The organism is Nocardia sp. NPDC088792 (assembly GCF_044750615.1).
Taxonomy (GTDB): Bacteria; Actinomycetota; Actinomycetes; order Mycobacteriales; family Mycobacteriaceae; genus Nocardia.
Window position 1 is genome coordinate 611,411 of sequence record NZ_JBIVKC010000002.1, and the last position, 15,343, is coordinate 626,753.

Consider the following 15,343-nt stretch of genomic DNA (forward strand, 5'->3'; position numbering starts at 1 on the left):
GTCAACCAAATACGCTGTTCTGGTGCGGACCCTCCCGTCCGCCCGAACCGCAGGAGACTCCATGTCCACGAACAATGCTCTGACCCCGGGCAAGTGGATCATCGATCCGGCCCACTCCACCCTCGGCTTCGTCGCCCGCCACCTGATGGTGAGCAAAGTACGCGGCCGCTTCACCGACTTCTCCGGCACGCTCATCGTCAACGAGGACGGCAGCGCGCACGCCGAAGCCGAGATCCGCGTCGACTCGGTCACCACCGACAACGACCAACGCGACGCCCACCTGCGCACCGCCGACTTCTTCCACGCCGAGCAGTTCCCGACCGCGACCTTCAAATCCACCGGCTTCCGGGTCGTCGGCGACGACTTCGTGGTCGACGGCGACTTCACCATTCGCGGCGTCACCAAACCGGTCAGCCTCACCGTGGAATTCCTCGGCGTCAACCCCGGCATGGGCGCGGGCCCGGTCGCCGGCTTCGAGGCCAAGACCGTCATCAGCCGCCGCGACTTCGACATCACCATCGACATGCCGCTCCCCGACGGCGGCACGGTGATCGGCGACAAGATCACCCTCGACCTCGAAGTCGAGGTCGGATTGCAGGGCTGAGCCGCCCGCAGACACGTAACTCGAGCCTGAATCGATCGGCGATCGGCCGGTCGTGGAGGAAACCTGCGCAGAATCGCATGGTCATTGTCGCTGGTAGAAGGCCGTCCTACTGTGGCCGTTATGCGAAGCGACAAAGACAACTGGGATATCAACACCAGCGTCGGATCCACGGCACTCTTCGTGGCAGCCGCACGCGCACTGGCCGGCCGCGGCCCCGAACCCCTGTCCGTCGACCCGCTCGCCGAGGTCTTCGTACGAGCGGCCGGCGGCGAACTCGCGCAACTCCTCGACGGCGATCCGGAACTCACCCGCGACCACCCCCTGCGGTCCGCGGACTTCGGCCTCGGCTTCCAGCAACACCAATCCGCCCGCACCCGCTACTTCGACGACTACCTGAAAGCCGCCGCGGACGAGGGAATCCGCCAGGTGGTCATCCTCGCCGCCGGCCTCGACTCCCGCGCCTACCGCCTCCCCTGGCCCGACGGCGTCACCGTCTACGAACTCGACCGCCCCCAGGTCCTCGACTTCAAACGCGAAACCCTCACCGCCGCAGGCTATTCCCCGACAGCGGACCGCCACGAGGTAGCCGTGGACCTCCGCGAGGACTGGCTCAGCGCCCTGCAGCAAAACGGCTTCAACCCCGAAGCCCCCACCGCCTGGCTCGTCGAGGGCCTCCTCATCTACCTCTCCCCCGAGGCCCAGGACCAACTCTTCGAAACCATCGAAAAGGCCAGCGCCCCCGGCAGCCAGGCCGCCATCGAGCAAATGACCCCCCTCCCCGCCGAAACCTACGAAACCCTCACCGCCCCCACCGAAGACGACCCCGAAGGCGCCGGCAACTGGGCCCGCCTCATCTACAACGCCCCCAGATCCGATGCCGCCCAATGGTTCCCCGACCGAGGCTGGACCGCCACCCGCACCGACCTCGCCGACTACCTCCGCACGTTGGGCCGCCCGGTACCCCCGCGCGACCCCGCCGCCGGCTTCCACCCCGCCAACATCAACCTGGTCACAGTGAAACGTCCCGAAACCGCCTGACGCCTACGGGCAGCAGTCGGAAACACCTTGCGCGACAGCCTCGGCCCAGCCGTCGGCCCAGTGCGTCAGCGGGGCGAGCGCGGTCGCCAGTGATCGTCCGTGCGCTGTCAGGTGATATCCGCCGGGACCGTGATCGACCAATTGCAGCGTTCGCAGTTCCTTCAAGCGGGTGTTGAGGGCGCCGGGGTTGGACTCGCAGGCCTCGACGAGCGCACGGAAGGTCAGGGCGCGTCCATCGCGGAGTTCCCAGATCACGCGGAGTGCACCGCGGCGGCCGAGTGCGTCGAGCAGCACCATGATCGGGCGTCCCGTGGTGCTGCCCCGAGCGGGCCGGCCGATTTCCAGGTCTTCCACGCTATTGATTCTATAGCGGTCCCTGTTTACGCTCCGGAACATGGACCGCTCTAATTCTTATAGCGCTCGGATCGCTCCGGCGGCCGAGCCACTCGACTCCGACATCCAGACGGCCATCGACCGCGTCATGCGCGGAGAACCGCCACTGATTCTCTTCACCACACTGGCCCGTGACCGGCGACTATTCCTCAAGTTCTTCGGAAACGGACTTCTCGACCGCGGCCACCTCACCCTGCGTCAGCGCGAGATCGTCATCGACCGCACGACCGCGCTGTGCGGCGCCGAATACGAATGGGGCGTTCACGTCACCGCTTTCGCGGCCGCCGCAGAGCTGACGACCGCCCAGATCGGATCCCTGGCCCACGGCAACTCCGACGACGAGTGCTGGAACGAGGACGATCGCATCCTGATCGACCTCTGCGATGCACTCCACGAAACCGCCACAGTGGACGACAACCTCTGGGCGCGACTGCGGACCCGGTTCCCCGAGGAAGCAATCCTCGAACTGCTGATGCTCGCCGGTTTCTACCACGCCACTTCATATTTGGTGAACGCACTCACGCTGCCACTGGAACAGGGCAGGCCGCGATTCACCGATTACGCAGGGTCGCCCGCCGAGTAGCCGCGACACCGAAACCGTTGCCACCGAACGACAATGGGCCGGTATCGCAGATTCTGCGATACCGGCCCATTGAATCGGTCTGTTGAATGACCTTCACGGTGGAGCTAAGGGGACTCGAACCCCTGACCCCCACACTGCCAGTGTGGTGCGCTACCAGCTGCGCCATAGCCCCGTGTTCACTTTTTTGCAACCGGGGCGTGCCCCGCTTGCCTGAACGAAGTTACACGACAGTGGTGGGACGAACCAAATCGCCTGGATAAAGGCTGGCGCGGGCGATCTTCTGGGCGTAGTCTCGAACACATGTTCGATAGCCGAGAGGTGGAGGCGATGGGCGACGAGGAGCTGATCGACGCGCTGCGGCGGGCACATGGGGCGGCGGCGTTCGCACAGGCGGCGGAAATCACAGCTATTCGGGAGGTGTATCGACGGCATCGGGCGCGGAATGCGGAACCCGGGCCGGGCGGGGTGCGGGCCGGAGAGTTCGCGACGGCGGAGATCGCGGTCGCGGCGCATGTGTCGGAGGGGGTGGCGGCGGCTCTCATAGATATAGGGCTGGCGCTGGACTCGCTGCCGCAGACCCGGCTGGCGTTCGCGGCCGGGCGCATCGATCTGTCGCGCGTGCAGGTCATCGCCGACAGTATGCGCGGACTACCGGCCGAAACGCGAGAAGCGCTGGAGCCCAAGCTGATCGATGCGGCTACCCGGTCCGATCCGGCGCGGCTGCGGCAGACCGCGCAACGCTGGGTCACCCGGCTCGACCCCGAGGGCGAGCAGCGGCGGCGCGAAGAGCGCGAGGACGATCGCGATGTCCGCATTCGGGCTGTTCAGGACGGTATGGCCGTATTCGACGGGCTGCTACCCGCCGCCGGCGCGCAGACCCTCGCAATGCGGTTGCGGGAGATGAGCCTACAAGTCTGCGACGATGACCCGCGTTCGATGGCACAGCGCCGCGCGGACGCGCTGGTCGCGCTCGCCGACGGCTCCGGTCGGCTGCATTGCGGCTGCACCCACGGAACCGACTGCCCCAAGGCCGCCACACCCGGCGCACCACGCCGCCCGCTCATCCAGGTCGGCGTCTCGGCCGAAACCCTGCTCGGCCTTCGCGACGATCCGGCCTTCCTGTCCGGCTACGGCCCCATCGACGCCGCGCTGGCCCGCTCCATTGCCGAACACGCCCGCTTCCAGGTCATTCCGGAGTACTTCCCCGAGTCCGGCGAACCATCCGCACCCGTCGCCGAACTCCCGGAGACAACCACCCCCGCGGAGGTGACGACGAAGGATGCAGAACCACCGAAAAATGCTGCCGTACGGCCTTTCTCGGCCGCTCCGCCACGCGAGGTGCGCGCCGTCGACGGATTCTGCCGGTTTCCCGGCTGCGGGATGCCCGCCGCCGAAACCGTTGTCGCCCAATTCGATCCGCTACCCGTCCGGCTCTCGACGCCACGCGGCATGTCCACCCGGGCCGTACTGTGCACCCACCACCATCGCCTGAAGACGCTCGCCGACAATGGCAAACAACCCTGGCGCGTCTATCTGGCCGATACCGATCACCTGCGCTGGATCGACCCGACCGGTGAAGCCCACGAAACCGTCCGCGAAGGCGCCCGATATCTGTTCCCGCACACCGATATAGACGCGCCCGCCCGGCCCCGTCAGCACCGGCCCAGGCTGACCCGCGACCCGGCCGATCCGGTGGGCCGGCCGTTCCCGAGCGACCTCGCCTACCCGGTGGAGAACCACACCCTCATCCACCCGCAGTTGTCCCGCACCACCCCGGACAACGACATCCCGGACACCAAGGCCATCCCGGACACCAAGGCCCGCGCCGGAACCCGCTGAACCCCACCCGAACCACGGAGCCGCGCCCTCGGGTGCGGCTCCCTGCGAGGGGTGCGGCTCGCCCCGGCACCCCCGATGGGCCGCACCCCGTCCAAACGTTCAATCGATACTCGACGCCCGGCTACTTGGCCGCGTCGGCCACCCAGTTCTGGTTGGTGGTATCGATCTTCTTGCCGTCGATGAAGACCGAGGGCGTACCGACGCGGTCGCCCGAGGCGGCCGTCAGGGCCTTCATGGCGCCGTCGGCGTGATTGCGGGCGGTCTCACCGCGATCACCGCTGGTAATGCACTTGGCCACGTCGTCACCCGCGCCCGCGTCCTTGGCCACGGCGGCCAGCGCCTTGTTGTCCAGGTCGGCGCCGCCCTCCTCGGGCTGCTTGGTGGTGAAGAGCAAGGTGTGGAACTTGGCGTAGATCGGGCCGTCGCCGTTCTGGGCCACACATTCGTTGGCGGCGATGGCGCGGCTGGAGTAATCCTTGCTCTTCGACCGATCATCGAGGAAGTTCACCAGGCGGTACCGCACGGCGAACTTGCCCTGATCGATCTGCTGGGCGATCTCCTGGCCGAAGATCTTCTCCAGATGCCCACAGGCCGGGCACAGCGGATCCTCGAAGATGTCAACGACTTTGGCGACCCCCGGCTTGCCGAGCACGATGCCGCCGTCGGCATCCATGGCCACACTCACCGACGAATCGTGCGCGGACCCGTAACCGTCGTTGCGCACGGTCTCCGAACCGCCGCCACGATTCCACGAGTACAACGCGATCACGATCACTGCCACCACGATCACGGCGACACCGCCGAGTAGGTAAGTGGTCTTACTGGAGACGGGCTGCGGGGTGTGCTTCGACGACGTGGGTGTGGTCACGCGCAACACTCTGCCCGAAACCACCCTCCCGCGTCGGAGCGGGTCCGGAATTCACCCGCGCTCGGTGAGCGCCCGGCCGACCATCTCCTCCGCGGCCGCCTGCACCTGCGCGAGATGTTCGGGCCCTTCGAAGGATTCCGCGTAGATCTTGTACTTGTCCTCGGTACCGGAGGGCCGGGCGGCGAACCAGGCGTTCTCGGTGGTCACCTTGACCCCGCCGAGCGCCGCGCCATTACCCCGCGCGCGGGTCTGGATTCCGGTGATGGGCTCGCCGGCGATCTCGGTGGCGGTGATCAGATCCGGCGTCAGCGCCGCCAGCCGCGCCTTCTGTTCCGCCGTCGCGGTGGCGTCCACCCGCGCGTAAGCCGGGCTGCCGTACCGCTTTTCCAGTTCCGTGTACCGGGTGGACGGGCTCTGCCCGGTGACCGCGGTGATCTCGGCGGCCAGCAGGGCGAGCAGGATGCCGTCCTTATCGGTGGTCCACACGGTGCCGTCCATGCGCAGGAACGAGGCCCCGGCCGATTCCTCACCGCCGAAAGCCAGACTGCCGCTGAACAATCCGGGCACGAACCATTTGAATCCGACCGGCACCTCGTACACATCGCGGCCCAGCACCCCGACCACGCGATCGATCATCGAGGAGGTCACCACGGTCTTGCCGATCTTGGTGAGCGCGTCCCAGCCCATCCGATTGGCGATCAGGTATTCGATCGCCACCGCCAGATAGTGGTTCGGATTCATCAGTCCCGCATCGGGAGTCACGATGCCGTGCCGGTCGGCGTCCGCATCGTTGCCGGTGGAGATGTCGTAATCATCGCGAATGGCCACCAGCGAGGCCATGGCATACCGCGAGGAAGGATCCATCCGGATCCGCCCGTCCGCGTCGAGCGTCATGAACCGCCAGGTCGGATCGACGAACGGATTCACCACCTCGAGCTCGAGGTCGTACCGCTGCCCGATCTCCTCCCAGTAGTCGACGGAGGCCCCGCCCATGGGGTCCGCACCCAGCCGAATCCCGGCGCCCCGAATGGCGTCCAGGTTCAGCACATTGGGTAGGTCCCCGATATAGCGATCCAGATAGTCGTAGCGCTCCACCTTGGCGGCCAGCGCATGCGCGAGGCTGGTGCGCTTGACCTCGGCCAGGCCGGTGCGCAGCAATTCGTTGGCGCGCGCCGCGATCGCGTCGGTGGCGATGGTGTCGGCCGGGCCGCCGTGCGGCGGATTGTATTTGAAGCCGCCGTCGCGCGGCGGATTGTGCGACGGCGTCACCACGATGCCGTCGGCCTGATGCCGGGTGCCGCCGCGATTGTGGCGCAGCACGGCATGACTCAAAGCCGGTGTGGGCGTGTACCTGTCACGTGCGTCGATGACGGCGGTGACATCGTTGGCCGCCAGCACCTCCAGCGCGGTGGTCCACGCGGGTTCGGACAATGCGTGCGTATCGCGGGCCAGGTAGAGCGGTCCGGTGATGCCGCGCGTGGCACGGTATTCCACGATCGCCTGCGTGATGGCGAGGATGTGCGCCTCGTTGAAGGCGCAGTCGAGGCTCGAGCCGCGATGCCCGGAGGTGCCGAACGACACCAGCTGCTCCGGCTCGGCGGGATCGGGAATCCGGGCGTAGTACGCCGTCACCAGGTGCGCGATGTCTTCGAGGTCGGTGGCCCGTGCCGGTCGCCCGGCTCGATCGTGGGCCATGCTCGCGCCTCCCTTCCGTATCGCCTGGGCCCGGCTGGTCATCAGCATCACCGCCGCACCCGCTGCCCCTGGTGGGTACGGCGAACCGCCACGACCCGTCGAGCGGTCGAGGCCGAGTTCTCCGCAACGCCGATCACGACGTTCGCCACCGCATAGCTGTAAGCGCCCTCCTCGGCCGATCGACCCATTGCGTCCACCACGGTTGTGCCCAGAGGGAAGACCCTATCGAATCGACCCGCCACCGCGCGATCCGCCGGTTGCCGGGGGTACGCCCCGGGCCGCGGGCCGGGGGCGTCGAGCGCGGCGGTCACCGTCGTACTCCATCGAACACCTCGACGGGTGAGATCGCCACCGTCACCGAATCCAGCAGGTCCGCATTGGATTCCACGAAGTCGCGCAGGCGCGCGGTGTCCTCGATGATCATGATCAGCACCGGCAGCCGCTCGGCCAGATCGAGCAGCCGCGACGTATGGATGTGTGAGGAGACGCCGTAACCCTCGATCCCGCGCCACACACTGGCGCCGGCCAGTCCGGCATCGCGGGCGCGGCGCACGATCTCGTGATAGCGAGGCTTGTGCCGCCACAGGTCATCCTCGCCGAGCAGCACCGTCAGCCGCGATGCCGTCACCCAGCGCGAAACCGACCCACTCATCCGCCTGCCCCCAATCGTCGTGCCGTTCCCGGTGTCCGTCGCGCCGCGCCGATTCGGGTACGACCGCGTCCGGACCTTGTCACCAGCGTCCCCCGAGATTGCCGGGACCGGAATGCATCCGGCCCGATTCGAGCAGTGTACGAACTTCCGCCGCCTCTGTGGACATTGTGCCGGAGTACCCAGATAGCAACCCCTTTTCGCAAGTTTGCCAAAACATTGCTACCCGGCGTGTTGCTATGCGCATTTCACTACCTGGAACTGCGAGGATAGGGCAGCTTGCCCAGAGTTGTCCCATCGGCATCGAGGAGCTCGAGTTGGCTGTGCGGCAGTCGATCAGAAGGACGCTGTTCCAGGGCGCCGGAATCGCCACGGTGCTGATGGCCGTCATGGCCGCCGCACCCGCAGCGCACGCCGGAGCGATCTACCCCATCCCCGACCCGGACGGGTTCTACTACGCCGCAGGGAATCTCGACGCCGCCGCACCGGGCGACGTACTCAATTCCCGCCTCATCCCCGCGCACCCGTTCGCCGGCGCGACGGTCTGGCAGCTGCTGTACCGCTCCACCGATTCCCACGGCGGCCCGATCGCCGCCGTCACCACCCTGGTCTCCCCCGGCCCCGGCGCGCGTCCGCTGGTCTCGTACCAGCCGTTCGTGAATTCCCTGGGCCTGCAATGCGCTCCGTCGCACACCCTGCTCAACGGCGGCCTGCAGGAGACGCCCGCGCTCAACCTGCTGCTGGCTCGCGGCTGGGCACTGTCGATTCCGGACCACCTCGGACCGGACAGCGCCTATGGCGCGGCCCGCATGGGCGGGCAGATCACGCTGGACGGCATTCGCGCGGTGAAGCGTTTCGCCCCCGCCGGACTCGCGGACGGACCGGTCGGCCTGGCCGGATATTCCGGCGGCGCCATGTCCACCGGCTTCGCCGCCGCCCTCGCCCCGGACTACGCACCCGAGCTACCCATCGTCGGCGTGGCCGAGGGCGGCGTCCCGGTGAACCCGGGCAAGATGGCCCTGCAAGCCGCCGACACCCCGCAGCCGCTGTTCGGCCTCGGCTTCGCGGTGGCGGTCGGCATGGAACGCGAATACCCCGCCGAAATGCCCCTTGACGAGGCTCTCACCCCCGCCGGCTTCGCCATGCGCGACCGCATCGCGAATTCCTGTGTGGACGACATCATTTCGGTCGGCGCCAACCATCACATCAGCGAGGTCTTCCACTCCAGCATCGAGAACGACCCGACGCTGATCGGCGCCATGCACGCCAACGCCCTCGAGGTCGCGCCGGAGTTGATCCACGTACCCCTCTACGAATGGCACGGCGGCAACGATCAGGTCCCGCTGGACCTCGCCATGTACACCGCCGGCCGCTACTGCGCCGCCGGCACCCCGGTGCAGTTCGACATCATTCCCGGCGCGGACCACGGCACCGCGATCTTCCCCGGCGCCGCCAACGCCTTCGGCTACCTGGCCGATCGTTTCGCGGGCTTGGCCCCGCCCTCCAACTGCCGCTGAACGGCGGTAAGCCGAAAAGGAAGCAGCCCCGCTCACTTTCGTGAGCGGGGCTGCTCTCCTATGGGGAGATTCGACATTGAATCTCAGTGCACAGTCACCGTTTCCGATGCTGTACGACCTGGTATCTCAGTGCGCCAGAACGGGTTCGCCCTCCGCCGGGACCGGAACATTGTTGGGCATGATGAACCCGACAACGACCGCGCCGACGGCGAAGATGATGGCCGCCCACCAGAAGGTGGTGGTGTAGCTCTTCACCGCGGCCTCCGCCAGCACCAGCGGCGAGGGTGCGCCGCCCGAGAGGTGGTCCGTCACATAGTTGCTCGCGGCCGTGGCGGCCAGCGTGCTCAGCAGCGCGGTACCGATGGAGCCACCGACCTGCTGGCTGGTGTTGACCATGGCCGAGGCCACGCCCGCATCGGTGTGATGCACGCCCGAGGTCGCGCCCGTGAAGGCGGTCGAGAGGGCGAAGCCCAGACCCAGACCCATCAGGATCAGGCTCGGCAGGATGTGGCTCGCGTAGCCGGTGTCCACGCCGATGCGGGTCAGCAGCACCATTCCCACTGCGGCGAGCACGAATCCGAACACCGCGGTCGCCTTCGGGCCGACTCGCGGCACGACCAGCGCCGGGACGGTGGTCGACGAGGCGACCATGCCGGCCACCATGGGCAGGAAGGCCAGACCGGTGCGGATCGGCGAGAAGCCCATCTGCTGCTGCATGTAGTAGGTGAGGAACAGGAACATGGCGAACATGCCGATACCGGTGGTGAACACGACCAGGTACGACGCGCCGCGGGTCCGGTCCAGCACCACGCGCAGCGGCAGCAGCGGGTGTGCCACGCGCTGCTCGATCAGCACGAACACGGCCAACAGCACCGCGCCGCCGATCAGGAAGGCCAGCGTGACGCCGTTGCTCCACCCGTCGGACTCGGCGTGCGAGAAGCCGTACACGATGGCGAACAGCGAAGCCGAGACCGCGAGCGTGCCCGGCAGGTCGAGCTTGGGCCGCTGGGTGGCGGTGTGCTTGGCCAGCAGCAGAACCGCGCCGACCAGTGCGATGGCCGCGAAGACCAGGTTCACGTACATGACCCAGCGCCACGACGCCCATTCGGTGAGCGCGCCGCCGAGCAGCAGGCCCAGCGCGCCGCCGGCGCCCGCGATGGCGCCGAAGATGCCGAAGGCCTTGGCGCGCTCGGAGGGTTCGGTGAAGGTCACGGTCAGCAGCGACAGTGCGGCGGGCGCGAGCAGCGCCGCGAACACACCCTGCGCGACACGGGAGGCGACCAGCATGTCGAAGTTGGCGGCGGCGCCGCCGATGGCCGAGGCGACCGCGAAGCCGATCAGGCCGACGATGAACGTGGTCCGGCGGCCGAAGAGATCGGAGAGCCGGCCACCGAGCAGCAGCAGGCTGCCGAAGGCGAGTGCGTAACCGGTGACGACCCACTGGCGGTCGCCGTTGGAGAAGCCGAGGTCGGCCTGCGCATGCGGCAGGGCGATGTTCACCACGGTCGCGTCCAGCACGACCATCAACTGCGCTACGCCGAGGACGGCGAGCACCCACCAGCGCATGGCATGGGATCCGCGGCGCCCGGTGCTCGCCGGGGCTGCGACTTCTTTCTCGAGAGCTGTTGTCATGATGTTTTCCTCGTCCCCTAGGATTACCGGAGATCCTCTCTCCGTTTACTGAATGAAGCTACCATCTAAACGGAGAGATAGTCTCCGGATAATCCCGATGACTGTTAGGATCAGCGTGTGAATCCCGTCACCACCGCGCCACCACCTCGGCGTCTGCGCGCGGACGCCGCCCGCAATCAACAGCGCATCATCGCGGCCGCCCGCGAGCTGTTCGCCGATCGCGGCCTGGAGGTCACCCTCGACGACGTCGCCGAAAAGGCGGGCGTCGGCGTGGGTACCGTCTACCGGCGTTTCGCCAACAAACAGGAGCTCATTTCCGAGGTCTTCGACCAGATGGTCACCGAGCTCGCCCAGGCCGTCGACACCGCACTGCACCACTCGGACCCCTGGGAGGGTCTGGTGGGGCTGTTCGAGTACTCCTGCCGCCACATGGCCGTCAATCGCGGCTTCGGTGAGGTGATCCTCGAGCTGCATGACACCATGGACCGCTTCGCCTGCATGAAGGAGCGGATCCGGCCCGGCATGCAGGCCGTCATCACTCGGGCCCATCAAGCCGGCGTGTTGCAGCCCGATGTCGAGGCGGGTGACTTCTTCGCCTTGGTGAACATGGTCGACGGCGTCGCCGGTTTCGCCCGGACCGTCAATCCCGATGTGTGGCGGCGTTATTCGACGCTGCTGCTGAACGCCATCCGTGGCGACGACGTGGCGCGCATGCCGCTCTCGCCCGCTCCGATGACCGATGACGAGGTGGAACTCGCCAAAGAAGCGGCATACGCGGCGCGGAAACGGTAGCGCGTATCACACCTCCGGTTTACAGTTGGTCGCATGACCAACTCTTGGGTGAACTGGGCCGGGGATCAGAGCTGTGCTCCCGCGTCCATCGCCGAACCGAGCTCGCCCGAGGACGTCGCGGCGCTACTCGCCCAGGCCGAGGCCGCAGGGCACACCGTACGAGTGGCCGGATCCGGCCACTCCTTCACCGACACCGTGCTCACCGACGGCACGCTCATGCGGTTGAACAAGCTCGACCGGATCCTGTCCGTGGACCGGGAGAGCGGCTTGGTCCGCGCCGAGGCCGGCATCACCCTCAATGCCGCCAGCAATGCATTGCATCCGCTGGGCCTGGCCTTCCCCAATCTCGGTGACATCGATGTGCAGTCCGTCGCGGGCGCGACCGCGACCGGCACGCACGGCACCGGCGCGAAACTCCAGAACCTCTCGGCCGCACTGCAGTCGGTGCAACTCATGCTGGCCGACGGCAGCACCGTCGAACTCAACGAACAGACCGATCCGGACGGCTGGCGCGCCGCGCGGGTGAACGTGGGCGCGCTCGGCGTGGTCACCGCGGTCACCCTGCAGCTGGTGCCGTCGTTCGTACTCGAGGGCGTCGAGCGACCGGTCCCGGTCGACGAGATACTCGCCGATCTCGAGTCCTACGTGGACGGCAACGAGCACTTCGAGTTCTACATGTTCGCCCACAGTCCGCTGGCCATGACCAAGCGCAACAACACCGTGAACCTGCCGGAACAGCCGCGCGGCAAGGCCGTCGACTGGCTCTCCGACATCGTCATGACCAACTACACCTTCGACGCGCTGTGCCGGCTCACCCGGCGGCGGCCCAGCCTGATCCCGGCGGTGCAGCGCGCCGCGGCCTACGCCGGCAGCTACCGGCGGCAGGTGGAACGGTCCTACCGGGTCTTCGCCAGCCCCCGCCTGTTCCGCTTCACCGAGATGGAGTACGCGATCCCGCGCGCGCATTCGGTGGACGCCATCCGCGAAATCAAGGATGTGGCAAAGCATTTCGACACGGCGATGCCCATCGAGGTACGCTGGGTCGCCCCCGACGACGCCTTCCTCTCCCCCGCCGGCGGTCGCGAGACCTGCTACATCGCGGTGCACCAGTACCAGGGCATGAACTACGAACCGTACTTCCGCGCCTGCGAACGGGTCTTCGATCGATACGACGGCCGGCCGCACTGGGGTAAGCGGCACTTCCAGACCGCCGCGACACTGCGGGATCGCTACCCGGACTGGGAGAAGTTCGCCGAGGTCCGCCGCCGCTTCGATCCGAAGGGCCGATTCACGAACGCCTACATCGAACGGGTTCTCGGACCGGTCGCTTGAGCTGGACAACCGGACTATGATCGGTTGCTGAAAGATCGCTGCTCGAACTGTCCTGGACGCACGCCCTTCCGGCGTGACCCAACGTAGGAGGTTCCGATGACTTCTTTCAGCGACAAGATGAACGAAGCCGGTGACAAGGCCAAAGACATGGCGGACAAGGCCCGCGGCGACGCCCGCGATGCCATGAACGACATGCAGTCCGGGGCAGACCAGATGAAGGACCGCCTCGAACACGCCGGTGACGATGTGAAGGAAAAGGTCGGCGGCCTGATGGACAAGGTCAAAGAGAAGTTCGGCGGCTCGAAGTAGAGGGGCCCGCGAACTATGCCGACGAATGACGACTTCGGCGCGAACGCCGAACGACTGGCCGACGACCTCCGGACCACCGCCGACGACCTGACCACCGACCTCGGGGTCACCGCCGGCGACCTACGGGACCGGGCCGGAGCCGCCGCCGGCCAACTGGCCGAACGGGCCAGTGGCGCCGCCGCCGAACTCGCCGACCGCGCCCAGACCGCGGCCGCCGACCTCGCCGATATGGCGAAGGCGTTCGCCGACAAGTTCAATACCGAGGACGTGCAGGGCACCCTCGAACAGGTGCGCGCGAACCTCGAACACGCCGCACAGGACGTCATGGCCGCGGTCAACGAGATCGTCAACGCCATGAAGGACAAGGTCGGGAAGTAGCAGACCCAACCCCGATTCCGAGCTCCCTTCGGTCACGCTCGGAATCGGGGTCTTTCCGTGTTTCCGGTAGTTTCCGACTTCGCAGGGGGATATCACCCGTGAGTACGCCCGGCACCACCTCGTCCGATCCGGCCCCGGTTCATCCGCGAGTGGCGGTGGCGCCGCGGGTGTTCTGGCCGTCGGCCATCGTGGTGACGGCGTTCACGGTGTACGCCATCATCTTTCGCGAGACCGCCGCTCGGCAGGCGAAGATGTTGCAGGACAATGTGATCGGCAGTTTCGGCTGGTACTACATCGTCATCGTGAGTCTGTTCGTGGTGTTCGCCATCTGGCTCGGGATGGGGCGGTTCGGCAATCTCACCCTCGGCGACGATGGGGAGTCGGCTCAATATTCGATCGGCGCTTGGCTTTCCATGCTGTTCGCGGCGGGTATGGGCATCGGCCTGGTGTTCTGGGGTGTGGCCGAGCCGCTGTTCCATTTCGAGGATCCGCGGCCGGGCGTCGGGTCGACCACCGCGCAGCGTGCGGATGCCGCCATGGTGCAGACCTTCCTGCACTGGGGCATCCATCCGTGGGCCATCTATGTGGTGGTGGGGCTGGCCATCGCCTACTCGATCCACCGCAAGGGGCGGCCGGTGTCGATTCGCTGGTCGCTGGAATCGCTGGTGGGCGAACGCATCAAGGGCTGGCGCGGCGATGTGATCGACATCGTCGCGGTGATCGGGACCGTGTTCGGCGTGGCCACCTCGCTGGGGCTGGGCGTGCTGCAGATCTCGGCGGGCCTGAATTTCCAAGGGTGGCTGCACGAACCGGGCAAGGGCCTGCAAGTGGTGCTGATCGTGGCGGTCACGGCGCTGGCCACGGTGTCGGTGGTCACCGGGGTGGACAAAGGGATCAAGCTGCTGTCGCAGGTGAATATGGGGGTGGCCGGGGTGCTGCTGCTCTATGTACTGGTGGCCGGGCCGACCCTGTTCATCGTGAATGATCTGGTGCAGAATCTCGGCGCGTATCTGCAGTCGCTGCCCAAGATCAGCCTCTACACGGGCGCCAGCGAGGGGCCGGACGGTACCGCGTGGACGCAGCAGTGGACCGTTTTCTATTGGGGCTGGTGGATTTCGTGGGCGCCCTTCGTGGGTGTGTTCATCGCGCGCATCTCCCGCGGCCGCACGGTGCGCGAGTTCGTGGCCGGGGTGCTGCTGGTGCCGACGCTGCTCACCTTCGTGTGGTTCGCGGTCTTCGGCGGCGCGGGCCTGCATCGCGAAATGTTCGGCGGCGGTGGACTTGTGGGGCCGGACGGACCCGATCGCGACAGTGCGCTGTTCGCGCTGCTGCATACGCTGCCGGGCGGTGGTATCACGGCAGGGCTGGCGATTCTGGTGATCGTGCTGTTCTTCGTTACCTCCGCCGATTCCGGTGCGCTGGTGGTGAACATGCTGTCCTCCGGCGGTAATCCGGAGCCGCCCACCTGGAGTCGCTGCTTCTGGACCTGCGCGCAGGGCGCGGTGGCGGTGGCGCTGCTGGTCGCCAGCGGGACCGGTGCGTCGGCGCTGACCACCCTGCAGACGGTGGCGATTCTGATCGCCTTACCGTTCAGTGTGGTCATGCTGGCCATGTGTGTTGCGCTGGTGCGCACCTTTCGTGCCGACAGCGGCGGGTGAGTTCGGTAACTGAAAGGTCGCTAGCGTGTCACGATCTGGACACCCTAGACTCTCGA

Annotated in this window: 16 protein-coding genes and 1 tRNA gene; 10 read left to right on the top strand and 7 right to left on the bottom strand. The window is 67.1% G+C overall.

What is annotated here, in order from left to right:
• Window positions 1–61: 61 nt before the first annotated feature.
• A complete protein-coding gene (locus tag ACIP5Y_RS12025; RefSeq protein WP_400349795.1) occupies window positions 62–604 on the top strand; it encodes a YceI family protein in 543 nt (180 codons plus the stop codon).
• Between the two features lie 120 nt (window positions 605–724).
• Window positions 725–1,642: an SAM-dependent methyltransferase gene (locus tag ACIP5Y_RS12030; protein WP_400349796.1), complete on the top strand. Its 918-nt coding sequence runs from the start codon at window positions 725–727 to the stop codon at window positions 1,640–1,642.
• Between the two features lie 3 nt (window positions 1,643–1,645).
• On the opposite strand, the gene ACIP5Y_RS12035 is transcribed toward ACIP5Y_RS12030, so the two are convergent.
• Window positions 1,646–1,996, bottom strand: coding sequence for a winged helix-turn-helix transcriptional regulator (locus ACIP5Y_RS12035; RefSeq protein WP_400349797.1), 351 nt, complete (start codon window positions 1,994–1,996; stop codon window positions 1,646–1,648).
• A gap of 40 nt (window positions 1,997–2,036) precedes the next feature.
• Here ACIP5Y_RS12035 and ACIP5Y_RS12040 point away from each other — a divergent pair, with 40 nt between their 5' ends.
• On the top strand, window positions 2,037–2,618 hold the full coding sequence (locus tag ACIP5Y_RS12040; protein ID WP_400349798.1) for a carboxymuconolactone decarboxylase family protein: 582 nt from the start codon (window positions 2,037–2,039) through the stop codon (window positions 2,616–2,618).
• Window positions 2,619–2,717: 99 nt separating this feature from the next.
• On the opposite strand, the gene ACIP5Y_RS12045 is transcribed toward ACIP5Y_RS12040, so the two are convergent.
• A tRNA-Ala gene (locus ACIP5Y_RS12045) sits at window positions 2,718–2,790 on the bottom strand.
• A 128-nt stretch (window positions 2,791–2,918) separates the two neighbouring features.
• Between ACIP5Y_RS12045 and ACIP5Y_RS12050 the strand changes: the two genes are divergently transcribed.
• Window positions 2,919–4,457 (top strand): DUF222 domain-containing protein, encoded by a 1,539-nt coding sequence (locus ACIP5Y_RS12050; RefSeq protein ID WP_400349799.1) that lies wholly within the window; start codon window positions 2,919–2,921, stop codon window positions 4,455–4,457.
• Between the two features lie 121 nt (window positions 4,458–4,578).
• Here the strand turns inward: ACIP5Y_RS12050 and ACIP5Y_RS12055 are convergent, their stop codons facing one another.
• The 4 genes from ACIP5Y_RS12055 to ACIP5Y_RS12070 all read right to left on the bottom strand — a co-directional run bounded on the left by ACIP5Y_RS12055 (window position 4,579) and on the right by ACIP5Y_RS12070 (window position 7,672).
• On the bottom strand, window positions 4,579–5,325 hold the full coding sequence (locus tag ACIP5Y_RS12055) for a DsbA family protein (protein ID WP_400349800.1): 747 nt from the start codon (window positions 5,323–5,325) through the stop codon (window positions 4,579–4,581).
• 51 nt (window positions 5,326–5,376) lie between these two features.
• Complete coding sequence (gene pgm, locus ACIP5Y_RS12060) at window positions 5,377–7,020, bottom strand: phosphoglucomutase (alpha-D-glucose-1,6-bisphosphate-dependent) (protein WP_400349801.1); 1,644 nt, start codon at window positions 7,018–7,020, stop codon at window positions 5,377–5,379.
• 47 nt (window positions 7,021–7,067) lie between these two features.
• Window positions 7,068–7,208, bottom strand: coding sequence for a hypothetical protein (locus ACIP5Y_RS12065; RefSeq protein WP_400349802.1), 141 nt, complete (start codon window positions 7,206–7,208; stop codon window positions 7,068–7,070).
• A 119-nt stretch (window positions 7,209–7,327) separates the two neighbouring features.
• Complete coding sequence (locus ACIP5Y_RS12070; protein WP_400349803.1) at window positions 7,328–7,672, bottom strand: DUF190 domain-containing protein; 345 nt, start codon at window positions 7,670–7,672, stop codon at window positions 7,328–7,330.
• 320 nt (window positions 7,673–7,992) lie between these two features.
• Here ACIP5Y_RS12070 and ACIP5Y_RS12075 point away from each other — a divergent pair, with 320 nt between their 5' ends.
• On the top strand, window positions 7,993–9,186 hold the full coding sequence (locus ACIP5Y_RS12075) for a lipase family protein (protein ID WP_400351242.1): 1,194 nt from the start codon (window positions 7,993–7,995) through the stop codon (window positions 9,184–9,186).
• Window positions 9,187–9,312: 126 nt separating this feature from the next.
• On the opposite strand, the gene ACIP5Y_RS12080 is transcribed toward ACIP5Y_RS12075, so the two are convergent.
• Window positions 9,313–10,818 (bottom strand): MFS transporter, encoded by a 1,506-nt coding sequence (locus tag ACIP5Y_RS12080; protein ID WP_400349804.1) that lies wholly within the window; start codon window positions 10,816–10,818, stop codon window positions 9,313–9,315.
• 117 nt (window positions 10,819–10,935) lie between these two features.
• On the opposite strand from ACIP5Y_RS12080, the gene ACIP5Y_RS12085 reads away from it, so the two are divergent.
• The 5 genes from ACIP5Y_RS12085 to ACIP5Y_RS12105 all read left to right on the top strand — a co-directional run bounded on the left by ACIP5Y_RS12085 (window position 10,936) and on the right by ACIP5Y_RS12105 (window position 15,287).
• Window positions 10,936–11,610 (top strand): TetR/AcrR family transcriptional regulator, encoded by a 675-nt coding sequence (locus ACIP5Y_RS12085; RefSeq protein WP_400349805.1) that lies wholly within the window; start codon window positions 10,936–10,938, stop codon window positions 11,608–11,610.
• Window positions 11,611–11,643: 33 nt separating this feature from the next.
• A complete protein-coding gene (locus ACIP5Y_RS12090) occupies window positions 11,644–12,942 on the top strand; it encodes a D-arabinono-1,4-lactone oxidase (protein ID WP_400349806.1) in 1,299 nt (432 codons plus the stop codon).
• A gap of 96 nt (window positions 12,943–13,038) precedes the next feature.
• Window positions 13,039–13,251, top strand: a complete 213-nt coding sequence (locus tag ACIP5Y_RS12095) for a hypothetical protein (RefSeq protein WP_400349807.1) — start codon at window positions 13,039–13,041, stop codon at window positions 13,249–13,251.
• Between the two features lie 15 nt (window positions 13,252–13,266).
• Entirely contained in the window at window positions 13,267–13,629 is a 363-nt protein-coding gene (locus ACIP5Y_RS12100) for a hypothetical protein (RefSeq protein ID WP_400349808.1), read from the top strand.
• A 98-nt stretch (window positions 13,630–13,727) separates the two neighbouring features.
• Window positions 13,728–15,287: a BCCT family transporter gene (locus ACIP5Y_RS12105; protein WP_400349809.1), complete on the top strand. Its 1,560-nt coding sequence runs from the start codon at window positions 13,728–13,730 to the stop codon at window positions 15,285–15,287.
• The last annotated feature ends 56 nt before the right edge of the window (window positions 15,288–15,343 follow it).

Excerpts from the sequence above, each read along its gene's own strand:
- ACIP5Y_RS12025 (WP_400349795.1), top strand. The coding sequence starts at position 62 with ATGTCCACGAACAATGCTCTGACCCCGGGCAAGTGGATCATCGATCCG.
- ACIP5Y_RS12030 (WP_400349796.1), top strand. The coding sequence starts at position 725 with ATGCGAAGCGACAAAGACAACTGGGATATCAACACCAGCGTCGGATCC.
- ACIP5Y_RS12040 (WP_400349798.1), top strand. The coding sequence starts at position 2,037 with ATGGACCGCTCTAATTCTTATAGCGCTCGGATCGCTCCGGCGGCCGAG.
- ACIP5Y_RS12050 (WP_400349799.1), top strand. The coding sequence starts at position 2,919 with ATGTTCGATAGCCGAGAGGTGGAGGCGATGGGCGACGAGGAGCTGATC.
- pgm (WP_400349801.1), bottom strand. The coding sequence starts at position 7,020 with ATGGCCCACGATCGAGCCGGGCGACCGGCACGGGCCACCGACCTCGAA.
- ACIP5Y_RS12065 (WP_400349802.1), bottom strand. The coding sequence starts at position 7,208 with ATGGGTCGATCGGCCGAGGAGGGCGCTTACAGCTATGCGGTGGCGAAC.
- ACIP5Y_RS12070 (WP_400349803.1), bottom strand. The coding sequence starts at position 7,672 with ATGAGTGGGTCGGTTTCGCGCTGGGTGACGGCATCGCGGCTGACGGTG.
- ACIP5Y_RS12080 (WP_400349804.1), bottom strand. The coding sequence starts at position 10,818 with ATGACAACAGCTCTCGAGAAAGAAGTCGCAGCCCCGGCGAGCACCGGG.
- ACIP5Y_RS12090 (WP_400349806.1), top strand. The coding sequence starts at position 11,644 with ATGACCAACTCTTGGGTGAACTGGGCCGGGGATCAGAGCTGTGCTCCC.
- ACIP5Y_RS12095 (WP_400349807.1), top strand. The coding sequence starts at position 13,039 with ATGACTTCTTTCAGCGACAAGATGAACGAAGCCGGTGACAAGGCCAAA.
- ACIP5Y_RS12100 (WP_400349808.1), top strand. The coding sequence starts at position 13,267 with ATGCCGACGAATGACGACTTCGGCGCGAACGCCGAACGACTGGCCGAC.